We start from the raw sequence: 20921 nt of genomic DNA on the forward strand, positions 1-20921 counted from the left end.
AGCGAGGAGGGAACACGTATGAACATTCGTGCCCAACGCGTCGCTGAACAGATGCGTAAAGAAATCACAGACATTTTACTTCGTGAAGTGAGCGATCCGCGTACGAAGAACGCGACGATCACGAGCGTCGAAGTGACGGGAGACTTGCAACAAGCGACCGCCTATTATACCGTGCTCGGAGACGACGCTGAAGTAAAGGTAGAGACGCAAGCAGGACTCGATAAGGCGAGCGGTTTCATCCGCCGTGAAATCGGCAGCCGCATCCGTCTTCGGAAAACACCGGAATTGACGTTCGCGTACGATTCATCGGTCGCATATGGTAGCCATATCGACTCGTTGATTCGCGACTTGAACAAAGGCGAATAATGGAAAGGGGGACTCACGTCTCCCTTTTTCATGTGGAGGGAAAAACATGGAACCGACAGGAGTACTCATCCTTGATAAAGATGCCGGCATGACGAGTCATGACTGTGTCTTCAAACTGCGCAAGTTATTCCAAACGAAAAAAGTGGGCCATACGGGCACCCTCGACCCAGAAGTGACCGGGGTGTTGCCGATTTGTCTCGGTCGGGCGACGAAGTTATCACGCTTTTTGACGGATGAAGGGAAGCGATATGTTGCCGAGGTGACGATTGGGACGGCGACGATGACCGAGGACGCCCATAGCGAAGTTGTCGAGGCGCGTGGCGTCGAGGCAACGGCGTTCACGGCCGCAGACGTCGATCGTGTCCTACAGACGCTGACCGGAACGATTGAACAGATCCCCCCTTACTACTCGGCCGTCAAAGTGAACGGGAAGAAGCTGTATGAGTATGCTCGGAAAGGGCAAACGGTCGAACGGCCGCGCCGGATGGTCGAGATTCACCAACTCGTAAGGACGAGCGAACTTACGTTCAATGACAACGTCTGTCGTTTCCGAATCGAAGTCGACTGCGGGAAAGGGACGTTCATCCGCACACTCGCCGTTCAAATTGGCGAACAGCTTGGGTATCCGGCGCACATGAGCGACCTTCGCCGAACCATGTCGGGTTCGTTCGATGAAGCGGCCGCAGTCAGCCTTGAGACGCTCATGGCGCTTGAGACGGTAGAGGAACGGATGCACTATGTCATCCCGCTCGAAGAAGTCATCAAACGCTGGCCGACGATGACGATTGCGGCGAACCGGGAACGGTATATCCGTAACGGCGGCAAGTTGAACGACGTCTCGCTCGAATTCGAGCTGTTTACTGTCTATAATGAAGAAGGAATTCCGCTCGCCCTCTACCGACGGCTTGACGGAACGACAGACGCAACAGTCGAGGTCATGTTGACGATCGACTAAGGGGGAAACGAAAGTATGGAAACGATACATCTCACATATCCCGAGACGCCGGACGTTGTTCCTTCGGTCATGGTGCTCGGATTCTTCGATGGTGTCCACACGGGCCATCAAGCCGTGATTCGCCATGCGCAGGAACAAGCGGAGCGGCTGAACGTACCGGTCACGGTCGTCACGTTCGACCCACATCCGAAGCAAGTGCTGTCCAACAAACCGGACGCGGTGCGTTACATCACGCCGCTCTCGCGCAAGTTGAAGCGCATCGAATCGCTCGGAGTCGAACGCTGCCTCGTCTTGACGTTCACGAAAGAACTCGCGGGCCTATCGCCGCAACAGTTTGTCGACGACTATTTGATTGGCGCCGGTGCCGTCCACGTGACGGCCGGATTTGATTATTCGTATGGCAAGTTCGGGGAAGGGACAATGGAGACGATGCCGTTCCATGCCCGCGGTCGCTTCACGACGTCGGTCGTCAATGAACAGACCGAGGGTGGGGAGAAAGTCTCGTCGACCCGGATTCGAAAACTGCTCGGTGCCGGGGAAGTGGATGCGGCGGCAACGCTGCTTGGTTCCCCTTATGTGATTTGTGGGGAAGTCATCCACGGAGATGCCCGCGGACGCACGATTGGATACCCGACGGCGAACGTCGTCATGGACGCCTCTTACGTCATGCCACGGCTCGGCGTGTACGCGACGCGGGTCCGGTTGCGTGACGGTCGGACGTTTCATGCGATGACGAACGTCGGGCGGCGCCCGACGTTTTATGACACGGGCGACGTCTCAATCGAGAGTCACTTGTTTGATTTCTCTGAGGACTTATACGGACAATTGATTGAGATCGAATGGGTCCGATTCATTCGCAACGAGCGGGCGTTCGACGGCCTCGATTCGCTCATCGCGCAGTTGAAGCAAGACGAGACGACGGCCCGCTCAATCCTATCTTGACTTTAAACACGGACTCCTGTATTCTATTTTGGTACGCAAAGTACACCGTTTCGCTTGGCTGATCGATTCACCAACGTCGGCTCGGCAACGCGGCAATTTTATTTAATTGGAGGTGGAGAGGCAAATGGCACTCTCAAAAGAACGTAAGAATGAAATCATCGCGGAATACGCGACAAAACAAGGTGACACTGGTTCACCGGAAGTTCAAGTTGCAGTATTGACTGAACAAATCAACACATTAAACGATCATCTTCGTACACACAAGAAAGACCACCACTCACGTCGCGGTCTTTTGAAAATGGTTGGACGTCGCCGTAACTTGCTTACGTACCTTCGTAACAAGGACGTTACACGTTACCGTGAATTGATTCAACGCCTTGGTCTTCGTCGCTAATCCGACCGGACCACGTGACGGGCTGGGACATTTGTTCCTAGTCCGTTTCTTCTTTTTTAAAAGGAAAATCATTAGACATTCGTAGGAATGAGTTACATAATAAACTAGATAAGGTTTGAGAGGAGAATGTTCATGTTAGGTACGAAACAAGTATTTTCTACAGAATGGGGCGGACGTCCGCTATCTGTAGAAGTCGGCCAACTCGCGAAACAAGCGAACGGTTCGGCGCTCGTGCGTTACGGTGACACGGTCGTGCTCGCCACGGTAACCGCATCGAAAGCACCAAAAGATTTAGATTTCTTCCCGCTTACGGTCAACTACGAAGAAAAACTGTATTCGGTCGGTAAAATTCCAGGAGGATTCCTTCGTCGGGAAGGTCGTCCTGGTGAGAACGCGATTTTGACGTCACGTCTCATCGACCGTCCGATTCGCCCACTCTTCCCGGATGGATTCCGTCACGATATCCAAGTCATGATTTACGTCATGTCAAACGACCCGGACTGCTCGGCAGAGATGGCCGGTATGCTCGGAACGTCGGTCGCCCTTTCAATCTCGGACGTCCCGTTTGACGGACCGATTGCCGGTGCCACGGTTGGCCGCATCGATGGCGAGTTCATCGTCAACCCGACGACGGAACAACTCGAAAAGACAGAACTCGAGCTTCAAGTCGCCGGTACGGCTGACGCCATCAACATGGTTGAGGCCGGTGCGAACGAAGTCTCAGAAGACATCATGCTCGAGTCAATCTTGTTCGGTCACGATGAGATTAAAAAGCTCGTCGCGTTCCAAAACGAGATCGTCGCAGCTGTCGGGAAACCGAAATTCGAATATACCGTGTCGAAGTTTGACGAGACGTTGTCAGCTGAGCTCGAAGCGGCCCGCCCTGAAATCGTCGAGGCCGTTCAAGTCGAAGAGAAGCATGCCCGTGACGAGGCGATCAATGAAGTCATCGCCAAGTACGTCGCGATTTACGAAGAGCGTCTCGCGGACGAGCCGGCCAAGTTGAAAGAAGTGTCTGGCATTTTGAACAAGTTCGTCAAAGATGAAGTCCGCCGCTTGATTACAGTTGAGAAGGTCCGTCCTGACGGTCGCCGTCCTGACGTGATTCGCCCGCTCGCTTCGGAAGTCGGCTTGTTGCCGCGCGCCCACGGCGTCGGTTTGTTCACACGCGGTCAGACGCAAGTCATGTCGGTCGCGACACTTGGCGTCATCGGTGATGCGCAAATCATCGACGGCATCGGTCTCGAAGAGAACAAACGCTTCATGCACCATTACAACTTCCCGCCGTTCTCGGTCGGTGAAGCGCGTCCGGTCCGGGCACCAGGTCGTCGTGAAATCGGTCACGGGGCACTCGGTGAGCGTGCGATGCTCCCGGTCATCCCGAAGGAAGCGGATTTCCCGTACACGATTCGTCTCGTGTCGGAAGTACTTGAGTCGAACGGTTCTAGTTCACAGGCTTCAATCTGTGGCTCGACGCTCGCCCTCATGGACGCTGGTGTACCAATCAAGGCCCCGGTTGCCGGGATTGCGATGGGTCTCATCATGGAAGGCGAACACTACACGGTCCTCACGGATATCCAAGGGCTCGAAGACCACCTCGGCGACATGGACTTTAAAGTCGCGGGAACGAAAGACGGAATCACGGCACTTCAAATGGATATCAAGATTGCAGGGATCACACGCGACATCTTGGTCGAGGCACTCGAACAAGCGCGTGTGGGCCGTCTCCATATCTTGAGCCACATGCTCGAGACGCTCGATGCGCCACGTCCGCAGTTGTCGAAGTATGCACCGAAGATTGTCACGATGACGATCAACCCGGACAAGATTCGCGACGTCATCGGACCAGGTGGGAAGATGATCAACAGCATCATCGACCAGACCGGTGTCAAAATCGATATCGAACAGGACGGAACGGTGTTCATCGCCTCGACCGACCAAGACGGCATCGACATGGCGATGGCGCTCATCGGTGACATCGTCCGTGAAGTCGTCGTCGGCGAAGAGTTCGACGCGACCGTCCGCCGGATTGAGAAGTTTGGTGCGTTCGTCGAATTGTTCAAAGGGAAGGACGCACTCGTCCACGTCTCAGAGTTCAGCTTAGAGCGTGTCGCGAACGTCGAAGACGTCGTCAAACTTGGCGATACAATCAAAGTCCGCGTGACCGAGATTGATGACAAAGGCCGCGTCAACGCTTCACACAAAGTGCTCATCCTTGAAGGGTTGTCACCGGAGGAACGCGAAGCTTATGAAGCGAAACGGAAAGCGCAACGTGAGAGTCGCCCACCACGTGATAGCCGTCCGCCGCGTCGTGACGGAGATCGTCGCCCGCCAAGATCGACAAACTAATTCATGCTGGCCATCGTCTATCGCGATGGCCTTTTTCATAGGAGTGATAAGATGGAATGGATCACATTAGACAACGGCGTCCGCATCGTCATTGAACCGATGGCAGACGTCCGGAGCACGTCGACCGGGGTGTTCATCAAAGCCGGGACGCGCACTGAAGACAAGTCCGAGATTGGAATCAGTCATTTGATTGAACACATGCTATTTAAAGGGACGAAGACGAGGTCGGCGAAAGAGATCGCCTCGTTCTTCGATGAGCTCGGTGGTAGCGTCAACGCCTTCACATCGAAAGACCATACGTGTTATTACGTGAAGACACTCGACGACCACGCTTTGATCGCGTTTGACGCGCTCGCGGACATGCTGTTCAACTCGGTCTTCGATGAAGCCGAACTCGAGAAGGAAAAACGCGTCGTACTCGAAGAAATCAAAATGTATGAAGATACACCGGAAGACCTCGTCCACGAACTGCTCGCAACGGCCGTCTATCAAGACGACGTGCTGGCCGAACCGATTCTTGGGACGGAGTCGAGCGTGCTCGGCCTCACCCGCGACCAGTTGCTTCGATACGTGGAAACACGGTATACAGGCAACCGCGTCGTCGTGTCGATTGCCGGACACGTGCCGGATGAACTCATCGAGGCCGTTAAAGCGAGGTTTGCCGGTCTCCCAACAGGGGAATCTTCGAAAGAATCGACCGTACCGACGCTACACGCCGAGGTCGTGAAAAAAGAAAAAGAGACCGAGCAAGCCCATCTCTGTTGGAACTTCGAGGCGATTGCCGCGACCGATGACCGGTTACCGCATCTGGCCCTGCTGAACAACGCCATCGGGGCGACGATGTCATCCCGCTTGTTCCAGTCGATTCGCGAAGAACAAGGGCTCGCCTACTCAATCTATTCGTATTATACGACGTTCGACGATCACGGGACGTTCACGATTTATATCGGGACGTCGAAAGACACGCTCGACCAAGTCGAGTCGATTATGGACCGTGAACTCGCGGCGTTGAAGACGAGCGGCTTGACGGACGACGAAGTCGAGAAAGGGAAGCGGCAACTGAAAGGCTCGCTCGTTCTCGGCAATGAGAGCACGAGCGCGCGGATGAATCGCAACGGCCGCAACCTCGTCCTATTAGATGAGGTGGAACCGATCGATGTCGTCCTCGATAAAGTAGACCGGATCGAGACGCGTGACGTGAACGCCCTCATTCGTGAAGTGCTCAGCCATGCTCCTGCCAAATCTTATGTCCTTCCGTCCGAAGACTGACTTGAAACCGAATTGTAAGTTCTCTACACTGATTAAGAGGTATTCTTTACTTTGGACAGGATACAGGTGAAAGAAGGGAAAGACTTGAACTTAACCGATTTAGCAAAACACATTCAATTGATTAACCAACTATCAAACTCTGACATCAACGTGACCCACGTGACGACCGACTCGCGCGAAGTCGTCCCCGGGACGCTGTTCGTCGCGATCAAAGGGTACACGGTCGACGGACACGACTACGCCGCGACCGCCGTTGAACGCGGTGCCGTCGCCATCGTCAGCGAACGTCCGCTCGACGTGCCGGTACCGAACTTGGTCGTCCGGGACAGCTCGAGAGCCGTCGGACTGTTGGCTTCAGCATTTTATGGCTACCCGTCAGAACAGATGCGCATGTTCGGCATCACCGGGACGAACGGGAAGACGACGACGACGACGATTTTACGCGACGTCCTCGCAGAGCTCGGGCATAGTACCGGCTTGATTGGGACGGTCGAAGTCCGCATCAACGACCGGGTCGTACCGAGCAAGAACACGACGCCGCAAAGTTCAGAACTGCAGCAACTGTTGGCGCAGATGAAGGCCGAAGGGGTGACGGACGTCATGATGGAAGTGTCGTCACACGGGCTCGAACTCGGCCGTGTCATCGGCACCGATTTCGATATCGTCGGCTTCACGAACTTGACCCATGACCATCTCGACTTCCATGGCACGTTTGATAATTATGCCCGTGCGAAAGGGTTGCTCTTCGCCCAGCTCGGTCAAATCGCGTCCCGTGGCAAAGTCGCCGTCTTGAATGCGGACGATCCATATAGCAAGCTCTATGAGACGATGACGGGTGCGCGTGTCATGACATACGGCATCGACGCCCCGGCTGACGTCTTGGCGACGAATATCGTGCAGACGTTGTCTGATACGAGTTTCCATCTTCACTATCAAGGGGAGAGCTTGCCGGTGACGGTTCAGTTCATCGGACGCTTCAACGTGTACAATATTCTCCTTGCGACAGGGTGTCTGCTCGCTGCGGGTTATTCGCTCGCGAAGATTATTGAGGCGCTCGAGGCGATTCATCCGGCCAAAGGGCGGATGCAACGGCTCGACGTGCCTGGTTATAACGTCTACGCTGACTATGCCCACACGCCGGATGGTATCGAGCAATGTTTGAAATCGCTCGTCGGCGTCCCGAAGGAAGACATCATCTTCTTGATTGGGACGGGCGGCAATCGTGATGTGACGAAACGACCGACGATGGGCCAGATGGCCTCAAAGTACGCCGGCACGGTCGTCATCACGACGGACGACCCACGCTTTGAAGCATATGACTCCATCACGAGCGGCATCGCTTCAGGCATGACGCACGACAACTTCGTCGAGATTGGTGACCGTGAAGAAGCGGTCCGATATGCGGCAAGCCTCGCGAAACCGACGAACATCGTCGTCTTGGCCGGAAAAGGGCACGAAAAATATCAAATCATCGGCAACGAAAAAATACCGCTCGATGAAGAGAAAATTGTTCGAGCGACAATCTTGAAGATGGAGGAATCATGATTTATGGCAGTACAACCTATCAGTTTGACAGAGAAACAGCATGACGATTTCGTCAAAGCCCATGACCGGGGAGATTTGCTCCAACTTTCAAGTTGGGCCAGCGTCAAGCGTCAAAACGGTTGGTCAGGAGAACGCATCGCCGTCGGGACGAACGGAACGACGACAGGGGTCGCCCTGTTATTGTTCAAACAAGTGCCGAAGCTCCCGTTCACGCTATGTTACGCCCCGCGTGGCTTCGTCGTCGACTATGACGACACAGAGTCGCTCAAAGTATTGACCGAAGAGGCGAAACGTGTCGCGAAAGACCGACGTGCCATCACGATCAAAATCGACCCGAACATCGACCGCGATGAAGTCCCGGGCTTGATGACGGAGATGACCGAGCTCGGTTTTATTCATAAAGGGTATGGCGGCGGATTCGATTATGCACAGCCCCGCTTCACGATGGAGACGGATTTGCGCCCGAGCGAGAAAGAGATTTTCGGGAAATTTCATCATAAGTTCCGCTATAACGTTCGGCTCGCGGAAAAGAAAGGCATCGTCTGTACCGAGGTCGGTCGTGACGGTCTGAAGACGTTCGCCGAGTTGATGAAAGTGACAGGGGAACGGGACGGGTTTTCCACGCGCGGACTCGATTACTTCGAGAACCTGTATGACTGCCTTCAACCGAATGACGCCCGCCTGTTCTTGACGAAACTCGAGCCGAGCCTTGCCCTCGAGCAACAGCGACATACGCTCGAGAAAGCGACGCGAGAGCTCGCGAAAATCGAGCGGGCGCTCGAGAAGGAGACCGTCGAGAAGAAACGGCCGAGCTTGACGAATCGCGAGAAACAGACACGCGAACAGATTGAAAAAATCGAGACAGCGTTGCCGGAACTCGTCGAACTCGACAAGCGCTATCCGGACGGCCTCGTCTTGTCGGGTGGTCTGTTGACGCTCGCCGGTCGCCGCTCGTACTACTTGTACGGCGCGTCATCGAACGAGTTCCGTGAATTCATGCCGAACCACCTCATGCAATGGACGATGATGCAAGCCGCAAAAGAGAGCGGAGCCGAACGGTACGACTTCGGCGGCGTCTCTGGTAAAACGGACCCGGATGATGAATACGCGGGACTTTACGCCTTTAAGTCAGGGTGGGGCAGTGACATGATTGAGAAGGTCGGAGAGTTCGACCTCGTCTTGAATCGTCTGCTCTATTTCGCCCTCGAAAAAGGACTTCCGCTCGTCAAAGGACTCCGTAAACGGTTCAGACGATGAAGTGGACCGGTGTCTTGACGTTCGCGATGGTCGCGTTTCTCGTCGGCATCTTCTTGGCGTACTCGTTTTCACGTCCAGGACCGATGCCTTGGGTGGATGAGCCATCGTTTGAGGCAGGGATGTGCAATCGGGCACCACAAGCCGAGCAGCCGATTGTCGAGCGGAGTGAGCGCGCCTTCTCGAACTTACATCCGCACGTCCGGGAACGAAGCGAGACGTTTGTCCGGCTCGCTTATTCGTGCCTTGGGCTCGAGGTTCGCCTGACGTCCGGTTATCGCTCCGAAGACGAGCAAAACGCGCTCTATGCGCAAGGTCGATCGGAGCCTGGCCAAATCGTCACGAACGCCAAGGCCGGACAGAGCTACCATAACTATGGACTCGCCGTCGATTTCGTCATCATCCATGACAACCGGGCCGACTATGATTTGTCATCTGACCACAATCGTTCCGGTGTGCCCGACTGGCAAGAACTCGGTGAGCTCGGCAAGGCGCTCGGATTCGAGTGGGGCGGCGATTGGCGTAACTTCCCCGACTATCCGCACCTGCAGATGGACTTCGGATTGTCGATTCGACAGCTCGCAGCAGGCAAGCGGCCAGGGGAACAAGCGACGATGCCGCTCGCCGATGTTTTAAAACCTCTAGTCGATTGAACGGAAATGTTGGCAATGAAGCCGTTTTCCGATACAATATTCAATAGCGATAAGTGGACGAACCAGAATATGAATCATCTAGGAGGTTTTTGTTAGTGTCAAAGAAGAAGACAGAGAACATTAGCGTCTTTGCGCTTGGAGGCGTAGGCGAAATCGGGAAGAACATGTACGTCGTGGAACTAGACGACGACATCTTCGTCATCGATGCCGGTCTCATGTTCCCAGGCGATGAGATGCTCGGGATTGATATCGTCATCCCTGACATTACGTATTTGAAAGAGAATAAAGACCGTGTCCGTGCCATTTTCATCACGCACGGTCACGAAGACCATATCGGTGGACTCAGTTATGTGCTCCGCGATTTGAAACACGTCCCCGTCTACGGGACGAAGTTGACGCTCGGTTTGATCGAGCTCAAATTGAAAGAGGCAGGCTTACTTAAAGAAGTCGACCTTCGATTGATTGACGCCAAAACGAAATTGACTATCGCTGATCATTTCATCACGTTCTTCCGCGTCAACCACTCGATTCCCGACTGCGTAGGGGTCTGCATCCAAACGTCTCAAGGGGCAATCGTCCATACGGGCGATTTCAAATTCGACTATACACCGGTCGATGGGAAACAGTCTGATTTCAATAAATTGGCCGCAATCGGGCAGCGAGGCGTCCTCGCCTTGTTATCAGACTCGACGAACGCAGAACGTCCGGGTCAAACCGGATCGGAGTCAATCGTTGGTGCCGAATTGAACGACGTCATCTATCAGGCGGAAGGGCGCGTCATCGTCGCCTCGTTCGCCTCGAACGTCCATCGTTTGCAACAAGTGTTCGCAGCGGCGGAAGCGAACGACCGGAAAGTCGCGGTCGTCGGCCGCAGCATGGTCAACATCGTCGAAGTGGCCCAAAAGTTGAACTACCTTCGTTTCAAGCCAAAAACGCTCGTTGAACTGTCACAAGTGAACCGTTTGCCTGACAACAAAGTCGTCATCTTGACGACCGGTTCACAAGGGGAACCGATGGCAGCGTTGACACGGATGGCACGGAACGCGCATAAACAAGTGAATATTCGCTTGAATGATACGGTCGTCATCGCTGCGACACCAATCCCGGGTAATGAGAAGTCGGTTTCAAAAACGATTGACCTCTTGTTCCGCTCGGGCGCGAACGTCATCTACAACCAACGGAAAGTACACGTATCGGGACACGGTTCGGCTGAAGAGTTGAAGCTCATGCTCAACCTCGTCAAACCGAAGTACTTCCTCCCGATTCACGGGGAGTATCGGATGCAAATGGCGCACTCGAAACTCGCGGAACAAGTCGGTGTCAAATCGAACAACATCTTCATCGTTGAAAAAGGCGATGTGGTCGAATTCACCGGACGCAAAGCGCGTATGAGCCGTAAAGTGCCGGCCGGAAACGTCTTGATTGATGGAATCGGTGTCGGAGACGTCGGGAACATCGTTCTTCGCGACCGTCGCCTCTTGTCGCAAGATGGCGTCGTTCTCTGCGTCGTCACGTTGAACCGGAAACAAAAGAAATTGATTTCAGGCCCAGAGCTCATCTCCCGCGGATTCGTCTATATGCGCGAGTCCGAAGAGATGATTTCTGAGGCGAACCGAATCGTCACAAAGCAAATCGAGAAGAGTCTCCAAGCTGGAAGCGATTGGACCGAATTGAAATCAAATATTCGTGAGCGGCTCAGCGTCTTCTTGTTCGAGCAGACGAAACGTCGTCCGATGATCTTGCCGATCATCATGGAGATATAATGAATTGAGGCAAAAGTCATCTGACTTTTGCCTTCTTTTTTTAGGAGGAATCGAAAGTGACACAGAAAAAGGTGGCTCAAAAATCGAGAAAGACTCCGCCAAAACGGAAACGACCGGCTCCGAGAGCCCGCAAGAAACAACCGATTCCTTGGCGTACATATGGATGGGGCGCGTTCGTCCTTGCGATGACAGCGTTCATCTTTTCATTATTCGAGTTCGGCTGGGTCGGTGCCCGGACATCGCTGCTCGCTGCCACGTTGTTCGGTGGCTGGGGAGCGTTGACGTATCTCGCCATCGGCTTCACCTTGCTCATCGGGTTGAGCGATTGGCGGCCGAGCCAGCGGGCCGGGATCTTCTTGTTGTTCCTCGCCTTTCTATTGTTTGGCGATCTCGTCTGGGGAGCCGAGCGTGGGGCGATCAACGGCGCGCTCTATGAGCTGAACCATTACTTACTCTCCGACTTCGGCATTATTTTCCTCGGCATCATCTGTCTCGTCGTCGGAATCTCTCTACTTTCGCCATCGATTTGGTACAGTGTCGGTCGGAGACTGCTCGAGTCTGGCCAAGCGATCAAACAAGAGTGGCAGGAGCGGGAACGGCCTGAACGGAAAACGGCACCGGCACGGAAGAAAGCGACGCCTGCTGTCCCTCGCGACGCTGAGGCGTCGAGTAACCCGCCGGAAATCGAGCCGGAACCGGATGCTGTGACGATGCACGACATCCCAATCGTTGGGTTCAGTGAACAAGTCGTTGCCGAGAAGCGGGAACAAAAACAGGACGCGAGCACGACGGATCGTGCAGATGAAGTGGCGGACATGCCGACCGAGGACATGATGATGACGGCAGCGCAAGACGTGTCTGACACGTACGAGCTCCCGACGTTCACCATCTTGTCCGAGCCGGTCGTCACCGACTTGTCGGGTGAGAATGCACGATTGAAAGCGAATGCGACGAAACTCGTCCAAACGCTCAAGTCGTTCGGCGTCGGGGTGAAAGTGTTGAAGATCCATCTTGGACCGACTGTCACAAAATATGAGCTCCAACCGGACATCGGTGTGAAAGTGAGCCGAATCACCTCGCTAAGCGATGATTTGGCGCTCGCTTTGGCGGCGAAAGACATTCGCATCGAGGCGCCGATTCCGGGCAAGGCGGCCATCGGGATTGAAGTGCCGAACCAAGAGGTCGCCCCGGTGTGCTTACGTGAAGTGCTGGAGGCCGATACGGTCAAACGTGAGGCGTCACCGTTACTCGTCGCGCTTGGGCGCAGCATCAGTGGCGAGACGGTGACCGTCGCCTTGAACAAAATGCCGCACTTGCTCGTAGCCGGGTCGACGGGCTCGGGGAAGTCGGTTTGTATCAACGGCATGATCGTGTCGATTTTGATGCGGACCCGGCCGGATGAGGTCCGATTGATGATGATTGACCCGAAGATGGTCGAGTTGAACGTCTATAACGGTGTCCCACACTTGTTGACGCCGGTCGTCACCGACCCGAAAAAGGCGGCACAGGCGCTCAAGCAAGTCGTTGCCGAGATGGAACGGCGCTATGAGCTGTTCAGCCGGTACGGCGTGCGGAATATCGAGGGCTACAATGAACTCGTCGACAAGTCCGAGGATGAAGATGCGAAGCGACTGCCGTTCATCGTCGTCATTGTCGATGAGCTCGCCGACCTGATGATGGTCGCGTCGAATGATGTCGAGGACGCCATTATGCGCCTTGCACAGATGGCCCGGGCCGCAGGCATTCATATGGTGCTCGCGACACAACGGCCGTCCGTAGACGTCATCACAGGCGTCATCAAGGCGAACATTCCGTCAAGGATCGCGTTTGCCGTCTCATCACAGACGGATTCACGAACGATTCTCGACGGAGGCGGGGCCGAGAAGTTGCTTGGGCGTGGAGACATGCTCATGCTCGCCAACGGGATGAACAAACCGATTCGTGTCCAAGGTGCCTTTGTATCGGACCAAGAGGTCGAGACAGTCGTCAACCACGTCATCGCCCAGCAACGCGCCCAGTACGTCGAGGCGATGATGCCGAAAGAAGAAGAAGTGACGACGATCGATTCGGACGATTCGTTGTTCGGGGAAGTCGTCCAGTTCATTATGACGCAAGAGACGGCCTCGACGTCGATGATTCAACGGAGGTTCCGAATCGGCTATAATCGAGCTGCACGATTGATCGATTCGCTAGAACAAGCGGGGTATGTCGGTCCGTCAGAAGGATCGAAACCACGGAAAGTACTCGTCAATGAGTCGGAAGGGTAAAATTAAAAAACGAACGATTGGATTTAATATAATCTAATCGTTCGTTTTTTATTTATTTATCGGTATAATTGAAATGGGTACCGAATTCATAAGAAACGCGCAATGAGCGGGAATGATATAGCACATCTGGTCTATAATACCTAATCCGACATACTACTGAAACGGTTGAACCGCTTTCATTTTTTAATACCGTTTTCATTTTACAAAATCTTTTCAAAGCGGGAGCGAACAGGTAATATAGACTACGAGGCATGCGATATCCTTTAAGATTAAAATATTTCCTTGATTCCGAACAAAAAGTATTGCGTTCTAATTCTGGAATCCCTATACTTAATATTGGCAAGGGCATTCATACGTCAGATGTCTGAGCACTGGTAACAAAAGGTAAAGGTGGTGAGGCCCATGTCGATTAAGCTCGATCATCGCTTGCTCTATCTCCGCGTGATTGAGAAAATCAAGCAGGATATCGATGAGGGTGTCTATCGTGAAGGAGAAAAGCTTCCTTCAGAATTCGAGTTATCGAAGCAACTTGGGGTCAGTCGTGCGACACTCCGCGAAGCGCTTCGAATTCTTGAAGACGAGAAATTTGTTGTGCGTAAACATGGCGTCGGGACGTTCATCAGTTCCAAACCTCCGTTCACGTCGGGGATTGAAGAGCTGTTTAGCGTAACGGACATGATCACGCGCGCCAAAATGACACCGGGAACAAAAGTATTGGTGGCCGAAAAGGTGTTAGCGACAGAGAGAGAAGCCGAGCGTCTAAAAATCGAACCGAATTCTCCGATTTATCGGATCGTCCGGATTCGCTATGCGGACGAGACACCGGTCGTATACTGTGTGGACAAGATTCCCGCACATCTCGTTTCTAATCCTGAAGCATTGACAGAAGGAAAATCGTTATTTGACGCGCTGGAACAAGAGGTAGGACGTCGGGTCGCCTATGCGATCACGCACATCGAACCGAGTGTGAGCGCGGAAATCTCGACACAACTTCAAACGGACCAACCGTTACTTGCGTTAAAGCAATTGCATTACGATGAAAGCGACTTACCGTTGCTCGATTCGGCAAACTTTTTCCGAGCGGACCGCTTTGACTTCCATGTCGTCCGCAAACGCGTGTAACACGCGTTCACGAAGTTCGGAAAGGTTATTTTTGGGGAACAGCGTGAAAGCGCTTTCTTATACCGGTGTAAAGACTACTGACAACATGACAACCTAAATTGTTATGATCCGAAAGGGGAAACACGACGATGATGAACAAGAAGAAAACGATTCTCTCAGCTTTAGCAGCAGGTCTTACGCTCTCGACAGTACTCGCAGCATGTGGCGGCGACGACAATGAAGGTGCTTCAAACGGAGAAGGCGGCGGCAGCGAAGCTGGCGACTTCAAAGTAGCGATGGTAACGGATACGGGCGGCGTAGATGATAAGTCGTTCAACCAATCAGCTTGGGAAGGTCTCACGAAGTTCGGTGAAGACAACAACTTGACGGAGAACGAAGGCTTCAAATACCTCCAATCTTCAAAACAAGCGGACTACCAGCCAAACTTGCAGCAATTGGCTCGTGACAACTTCAACTTGATTTACGGTATCGGCTTCTTGATGGCTGAAGACATCCAGACGGTTGCTGGACAATTCTCGGACAACAACTTTGCGATCGTCGACATGGTCGTTGACGCAAAGAACGTCGCGTCAATCACGTTCAAAGAGCAAGAAGGATCGTTCCTCGTCGGTGTCATCGCCGGTCTCATGACTGAAACGGACAAAGTCGGCTTCATCGGTGGCGTCGAGTCTGACTTGATCAAGAAGTTCGAAAACGGATTTAAAGCGGGCGTCATGGCCGTTAACCCAGATGCAACGATTGATGTGAAATATGCGGAAGACTTCAACTCGGCTGAAAAAGGAACGGCGATCGCATCAGGTATGTATGGCGCTGGTTCTGACATCATCTATCACGCTGCCGGCGGAACGGGTGTAGGGGTATTCACAGAAGCGAAGAACCGTAAGAAGAACGGCGAAGAAGTATGGGTCATCGGGGTTGACCGTGACCAATACGAAGAAGGACTCCCAGAAGACGTAACGCTTACTTCAATGGTCAAACGTGTAGACACGGCGACGTATGAAGTATCGAAACAGACGATGGAAGGAAACTTCCCAGGTGGCGAAATCATCGAGTTCGGTTTGAAAGATGACGGTGTCGGGATTGCTGAGACGTCTGACACACACGTACCAGCTGACGTACTCTCACGAGTGGATGAGTATCGCCAACAGTTGATCGACGGTGAACTTACAGCTCCTGCGACAGACGCTGAGTTCGAAGAGTTCATGCAATCAGTAGAATAAATCATTGAGTTAGGGGGGACCCATGCGGTCTCCCTTTACTTAAAGTTAGGGGTGGACTTTCTTGGAATATGTAATTGAAATGCTCAATATTCGCAAAGAGTTCGGTACGTTCGTAGCTAACGACAATATCACCCTTCAACTTCGCAAAGGCGAGATTCATGCGTTGCTCGGCGAGAACGGTGCCGGAAAATCGACGCTCATGAACGTCTTGTTCGGTCTCTATCAGCCTGAGGGCGGAGAGATTCGTGTACGCGGAGAAAAGGTGAACATTGAAAATCCGAACATCGCCAACGATCTCGGCATCGGCATGGTGCACCAACACTTCATGCTCGTCGAGAAGTTTACGGTCACAGAAAACATCATCCTCGGCTCTGAACCGAAGAGCGGGTTGACGGTCGACCGGGCCACGGCGCGTAAAAAAGTAATGGACATCTCGGAGCAGTATGGACTCCGAATCGACCCGGATGCAAAAATCGAAGACATCTCAGTCGGGATGCAGCAGCGTGTGGAAATTTTGAAGACGCTCTATCGTGGAGCCGAGATTTTAATTTTTGATGAACCGACGGCCGTGTTGACGCCTCAAGAGATTCAAGAACTCATTCAAATCATGAAGCGTCTCATCGAAGAAGGAAAGTCGATCATTTTGATCACCCACAAGCTAAAAGAGATCATGCAAGTGGCAGACCGCTGCACGGTCATCCGACGCGGTCGTTACATCGGCACGGTCGACATCGATGAAACGGTCAACGAAGACCGTCTCGCCGAGATGATGGTCGGACGGGAAGTCAACTTTGATGCGGAATATTCCAAGGCAGATCCACAGCAAGTCGTCCTCGACATCCAAAAGCTCGTCGTCAAAGACAGTCGCGGCATCGAAGTCGTCGAAGGCTTGGATTTACAAATCCGCTCAGGAGAGATCCTCGGGATCGCCGGAATCGATGGCAACGGTCAGACGGAATTGATTGAAGCGATTTCAGGGTTGAAGAAACCCGAGGGCGGTAAGATTTTCTTAAACGGAAATGACGTGACCGGCTTCACACCTCGAAAAGTGACGGAATCGGGCGTCGGTCATATCCCGCAAGACCGGCATAAGCACGGTCTCGTGCTCGACTATTCGATTCGTGACAATATGGTCTTGCAAACGTATTACAAAGAACCCTTCTCAAAACGCGGCTTGATGAACTATAAAGCCGTCGCCGAGAAGGCGAAAGCGTTAATTGAGAAGTTTGACGTCCGAACTCCATCAGTCGACGTGCCGGCTCGTGCGCTTTCTGGCGGTAACCAACAAAAAGCGATTATCGCCCGTGAAGTCGACCGGTCTCCGGACCTGCTGATCGCGGCGCAACCGACGCGCGGTCTCGACGTCGGAGCCATCGAGTTCATTCACGAACAGCTCGTCAAAGAACGGGAGAAAGGGCGCGCCGTGCTCCTCATTTCGTTCGAACTTGAAGAAATTCTACACGTATCGGACCGAATCGCCGTCTTGTACGAAGGAAAGATCGTCGGGATTCGCGACCCGAAAGAAACGACAGAGCAAGAGCTCGGCTTCTTGATGGCCGGCGGTAAGAGAGGGGAAGAAACAGTATGAACAAGCTAGGACTCAATCGACTGCTCATCCCGCTACTGTCCATCTTGATGGGGCTATTCGTCGGCGCAATCGTCATGCTCATCGGCGGCTACGACCCGGTTCGTGGCTTCTCGTCGCTGTTTAACGGCATGCTCGGTAGCCCGTACGCCATCGGTGAGACGCTGCGTGCGGCGGCACCGCTCATCTTCTCAGGTCTCGCGGTCGCGTTCGCGTTCCGAACCGGCCTCTTCAACATCGGGGTCGAGGGCCAAGTGTTGATCGGCTGGGTGGCGGCGGTGTACGTCGGAATCAACTTCGATTTGCCGATGTTCCTCCACTTGCCACTCGCCTTGCTCGCCGCGATGTTCGCTGCGGCCGCCTGGGCGTTCGTGCCAGGTTTCCTCAAGGCGAAGTTCCACGTCCACGAGGTCATCACGTCGATCATGATGAACTACATCGCGCTCTATACGACGAACGCGATTTTACGGAGCGTCATCGGCGTGACGAATGAACGGACGGAATCGATTCGAGAATCGGCATCCCTCTCGTCACCGCTCCTTCAGGAATTGACGACGTTCTCGCGCTTGCACTGGGGAATTCTCATCGCCGTCCTTGCCGCGGTCGTCTATTACTACATCTTGCAACGGACGACGCTCGGGTACGAGCTTCGTGCCGTCGGGTTCAACAAGCACGCCTCGCAATATGCGGGGATGAGCGTCAATCGCAACATCGTCTTGTCGTTCGTCATCTCGGGTATGTTCGCCGGCCTCGCCGGTGCGATGGAAGGTCTCGGGACGTTCAACGGCATGACGCTCAGTGCGTCGTTCACTGGCGTCGGATTCGACGGGATCGCGGTCGCGCTTCTAGGTGCGAACACGGCAGTCGGTGTCGTCTTGGCGGCCTTGTTGTTCGCCGGCCTCAACATCGGTGGACTCGCGATGCAGCTCGGGGCGAACATCCCGTCTGAGCTCGTCAAAGTCATCATCGCCGCCATCGTCATCTTCGTGGCGTCTGGTTACGCACTGAACTATGTCATTGAGAAACTTAAAGGAAATCGTAAGAAAGGAGTGGAGAAAAAATGAGCTTCTTAGAAGTCCTCTATATCGTCGTACCGGTTGCACTCGCCTATGCGACTCCACTCATCATCGCCGCTCTCGGTGGCATCTTCAGTGAACGGTCGGGTGTCGTCAACATCGCGCTCGAAGGAATTATGGTCATCGGGGCAGCGACGGGAATCATCACGACGCTGACGCTGACGAATATGGGTCTTGGCGGCATGAGCCCGTGGATCTCGCTCTTGGTCGCCATGGTCATCGGGGCGCTGTTCTCGCTCTTCTTGGCAGTCCCGGCCATCCTTTGGCGGGCCGACCAGACCGTCCTCGGTGTCGCGATCAACATGCTCGCGGTCGGACTTGCGATCTTCGTCGTCCGTGTCCTTTACAATAAAGGACAGACCGATTTCATCCAGTACCGGATCGCGAAAGAGAATGTGCCGATCTTGTCGGATATTCCGGTTCTTCGCATGTTCTTCATCAACGTCCAATACACGTCGTTCATCGCCATCGCGCTCGCGTTCGTCGTCTGGTTCGTCATCTTCAAGACGCCGTTTGGCCTGCGTCTTCGCTCGGTCGGGGAACACCCGATGGCGGCGGATACGATGGGAATCAACGTCACGAAGATGCGCTTCATGGGCGTCATGCTCTCAGGTGCGTTCGGTGGCTTAGCTGGTGCGGTCTACGCCGTCACGGTCACGACGAACTTCAGTGCGACGACGATCGTCGGACAAGGGTTCCTCGCCATCGCCGCGATGATCTTCGGGAAGTGGAATCCGCTCGGTGCGCTCGGCGCCGGTCTCTTCTTCGGATTCGCCCAAGCGCTCTCGATTATCGGCAGCAACTTGCCGGTCATCAACAACGTCCCGCAAGTGTTGCTCTTGATCGCGCCTTACGCGCTCACGATCCTTGCCCTTGCCGGTGTCGTCGGTCGTGCCGATGCACCAAAGTCTGTCGGTATCCCGTATATTAAAGGGAAACGATGACGAAAAAAAGGACATCTGTCCTCTTTAGGAAAGGTTGTTTGACGGAAGCGTCAAACAACCTTTTTTGTTATACTCATAAAGAGGTGAGACAATTGAAAACATGGTGGTACTGGACGCTCGTCCTCGTGCTGACTTTCATCCTTTCCGGGTGTACGGCCGATGATTGGTTCGGTCCGCAAATCGACCCGCCGGAGTCGCTGACCGAGCTCGAAGGCGACTATCCGAGCGCTGACGTGACGCAACAAGTGAAGCGCCCGATTGGGAAGACCGAGTCGGTCACGCTCGACCGCGTCGTCGACGGCGATACGCTTAAAGTTGAATTCGAGAACGGGGCGACGGAATCGATTCGCCTCTTGCTCGTCGACACACCGGAGACGAGCCATCCGACGCTCCCGGTCCAACCGTTCGGGGAAGAGGCGAAAGCGTTCGTGACGCGCTGGCTCCCTGAAGGCGACACCGTCACGCTCGAATATGACGTCGGGCGCTACGACCGGTATCAGCGTACGCTCGCCTACGTCTGGTATGACGGGGTGATGGTAAACGAGGAACTGTTGCGTCGGGGCCTTGCCCGCGTCGCTTACGTCTATGCGCCGAACACGCAACACGTCGATGCGTTCCGGGACGTCGAGCGGGCCGCGCGCCGACAATTGCTCGGCATTTGGAGTCTCGAGGATTACGTCACCGGCAACGGCTTTGACCACGAGGCGATCGAACCGGCCAAGCCGACTCAAGAGACAGACGACTGTGACATCAAAGGCAACATCAACCGGGACGGCGAGAAGATTTACCACGTCCCGGGCGGCGCCAGCTATGAGCGGACGGTGCCGGAAGCGATGTTTTGCAGCGAACGAGAAGCGGAGGCGGCAGGGTTCCGTAAAGCGGCCCGATAAAAAGAAAAGAGAGACATGTATGTCTTGGACACACATGTCTCTCTCCGCTTATTCGTATTTGAGTGCATCTCCGTCGAATGATTCATCGGCGACTTTGATTGAATCGGTCGGACAACCTTCGAACGCGTCCATCAAGTCTTCGTACAACTCGTCTGGGACTTCGATCGTACCCGTGTTGTCATCCATCAAGTTGAAGGCGAGGCCTTCGTCATCATAGTCAAAGATGTCCGGGGCGGCGGCTCCGCAAGCTCCACACGCGATGCATGTATCTTTATCAACAATTGTAAATTTTGCCATTCTTAACCCTCCATACGTTTCGTCTCTCTC

18 protein-coding genes are annotated in these 20921 nt (G+C 53.9%); 17 read left to right on the forward strand and 1 reads right to left on the reverse strand.

Features of this window, described 5'->3' with window-relative positions:
- The first annotated feature begins 18 nt into the window (after nt 1-18).
- The 17 genes from rbfA (at nt 19) to RT52_RS03760 (ending at nt 20594) form a co-directional block, all read left to right on the forward strand.
- A complete protein-coding gene (gene rbfA, locus RT52_RS03680) occupies nt 19-366 on the forward strand; it encodes a 30S ribosome-binding factor RbfA (protein WP_034815138.1) in 348 nt (115 codons plus the stop codon).
- A 46-nt stretch (nt 367-412) separates the two neighbouring features.
- Nucleotides 413-1321 (forward strand): tRNA pseudouridine(55) synthase TruB, encoded by a 909-nt coding sequence (gene truB / locus RT52_RS03685; RefSeq protein ID WP_034815140.1) that lies wholly within the window; start codon nt 413-415, stop codon nt 1319-1321.
- A gap of 15 nt (nt 1322-1336) precedes the next feature.
- Nucleotides 1337-2263 carry a bifunctional riboflavin kinase/FAD synthetase gene (locus tag RT52_RS03690; RefSeq protein WP_034815146.1) on the forward strand — a complete coding sequence of 309 codons (927 nt, stop codon included), beginning with the start codon at nt 1337-1339 and terminating at the stop codon, nt 2261-2263.
- A gap of 124 nt (nt 2264-2387) precedes the next feature.
- On the forward strand, nt 2388-2657 hold the full coding sequence (rpsO, locus tag RT52_RS03695) for a 30S ribosomal protein S15 (RefSeq protein WP_015881433.1): 270 nt from the start codon (nt 2388-2390) through the stop codon (nt 2655-2657).
- 132 nt (nt 2658-2789) lie between these two features.
- Entirely contained in the window at nt 2790-5006 is a 2217-nt protein-coding gene (gene pnp / locus RT52_RS03700) for a polyribonucleotide nucleotidyltransferase (protein WP_034815148.1), read from the forward strand.
- A 51-nt stretch (nt 5007-5057) separates the two neighbouring features.
- Entirely contained in the window at nt 5058-6275 is a 1218-nt protein-coding gene (locus RT52_RS03705; protein ID WP_034808818.1) for a M16 family metallopeptidase, read from the forward strand.
- 51 nt (nt 6276-6326) lie between these two features.
- Nucleotides 6327-7820, forward strand: a complete 1494-nt coding sequence (locus tag RT52_RS03710) for a UDP-N-acetylmuramoyl-L-alanyl-D-glutamate--2,6-diaminopimelate ligase (protein WP_245175457.1) — start codon at nt 6327-6329, stop codon at nt 7818-7820.
- Nucleotides 7821-7823: 3 nt separating this feature from the next.
- Complete coding sequence (locus RT52_RS03715; protein ID WP_034815150.1) at nt 7824-9077, forward strand: lipid II:glycine glycyltransferase FemX; 1254 nt, start codon at nt 7824-7826, stop codon at nt 9075-9077.
- A complete protein-coding gene (locus RT52_RS03720; protein WP_034815152.1) occupies nt 9074-9727 on the forward strand; it encodes a M15 family metallopeptidase in 654 nt (217 codons plus the stop codon). Before RT52_RS03715 ends, RT52_RS03720 begins: the two co-directional genes overlap by 4 nt.
- A 95-nt stretch (nt 9728-9822) precedes the next feature.
- Nucleotides 9823-11490: a ribonuclease J gene (locus RT52_RS03725; RefSeq protein WP_034808812.1), complete on the forward strand. Its 1668-nt coding sequence runs from the start codon at nt 9823-9825 to the stop codon at nt 11488-11490.
- A gap of 56 nt (nt 11491-11546) precedes the next feature.
- Nucleotides 11547-13757, forward strand: a complete 2211-nt coding sequence (locus tag RT52_RS03730; protein WP_245175458.1) for a DNA translocase FtsK — start codon at nt 11547-11549, stop codon at nt 13755-13757.
- Nucleotides 13758-14159: 402 nt separating this feature from the next.
- Entirely contained in the window at nt 14160-14879 is a 720-nt protein-coding gene (locus RT52_RS03735; RefSeq protein WP_034815154.1) for a GntR family transcriptional regulator, read from the forward strand.
- A gap of 128 nt (nt 14880-15007) precedes the next feature.
- Nucleotides 15008-16099, forward strand: coding sequence for a BMP family lipoprotein (locus tag RT52_RS03740; protein ID WP_376778071.1), 1092 nt, complete (start codon nt 15008-15010; stop codon nt 16097-16099).
- Nucleotides 16100-16160: 61 nt separating this feature from the next.
- Nucleotides 16161-17687 carry an ABC transporter ATP-binding protein gene (locus tag RT52_RS03745; RefSeq protein WP_034815156.1) on the forward strand — a complete coding sequence of 509 codons (1527 nt, stop codon included), beginning with the start codon at nt 16161-16163 and terminating at the stop codon, nt 17685-17687.
- The gene (locus RT52_RS03750; protein ID WP_034815157.1) at nt 17684-18748 is read left to right on the forward strand and encodes an ABC transporter permease; all 1065 of its coding nucleotides are present in this window, start codon (nt 17684-17686) and stop codon (nt 18746-18748) included. The genes RT52_RS03745 and RT52_RS03750 overlap by 4 nt, the downstream gene beginning before the upstream one ends.
- Nucleotides 18745-19704, forward strand: coding sequence for an ABC transporter permease (locus RT52_RS03755; protein ID WP_034815159.1), 960 nt, complete (start codon nt 18745-18747; stop codon nt 19702-19704). Before RT52_RS03750 ends, RT52_RS03755 begins: the two co-directional genes overlap by 4 nt.
- Nucleotides 19705-19787: 83 nt before the next feature.
- Nucleotides 19788-20594 carry a thermonuclease family protein gene (locus RT52_RS03760; protein ID WP_034815472.1) on the forward strand — a complete coding sequence of 269 codons (807 nt, stop codon included), beginning with the start codon at nt 19788-19790 and terminating at the stop codon, nt 20592-20594.
- Between the two features lie 48 nt (nt 20595-20642).
- Here the strand turns inward: RT52_RS03760 and RT52_RS03765 are convergent, their stop codons facing one another.
- Nucleotides 20643-20891: a ferredoxin gene (locus RT52_RS03765; RefSeq protein WP_021067177.1), complete on the reverse strand. Its 249-nt coding sequence runs from the start codon at nt 20889-20891 to the stop codon at nt 20643-20645.
- Nucleotides 20892-20921 lie beyond the last annotated feature (30 nt).

It is taken from the genome of Exiguobacterium alkaliphilum 12/1 (assembly GCF_000714435.1).
GTDB classification, from domain to species: domain Bacteria; phylum Bacillota; class Bacilli; order Exiguobacteriales; family Exiguobacteriaceae; genus Exiguobacterium; species Exiguobacterium alkaliphilum.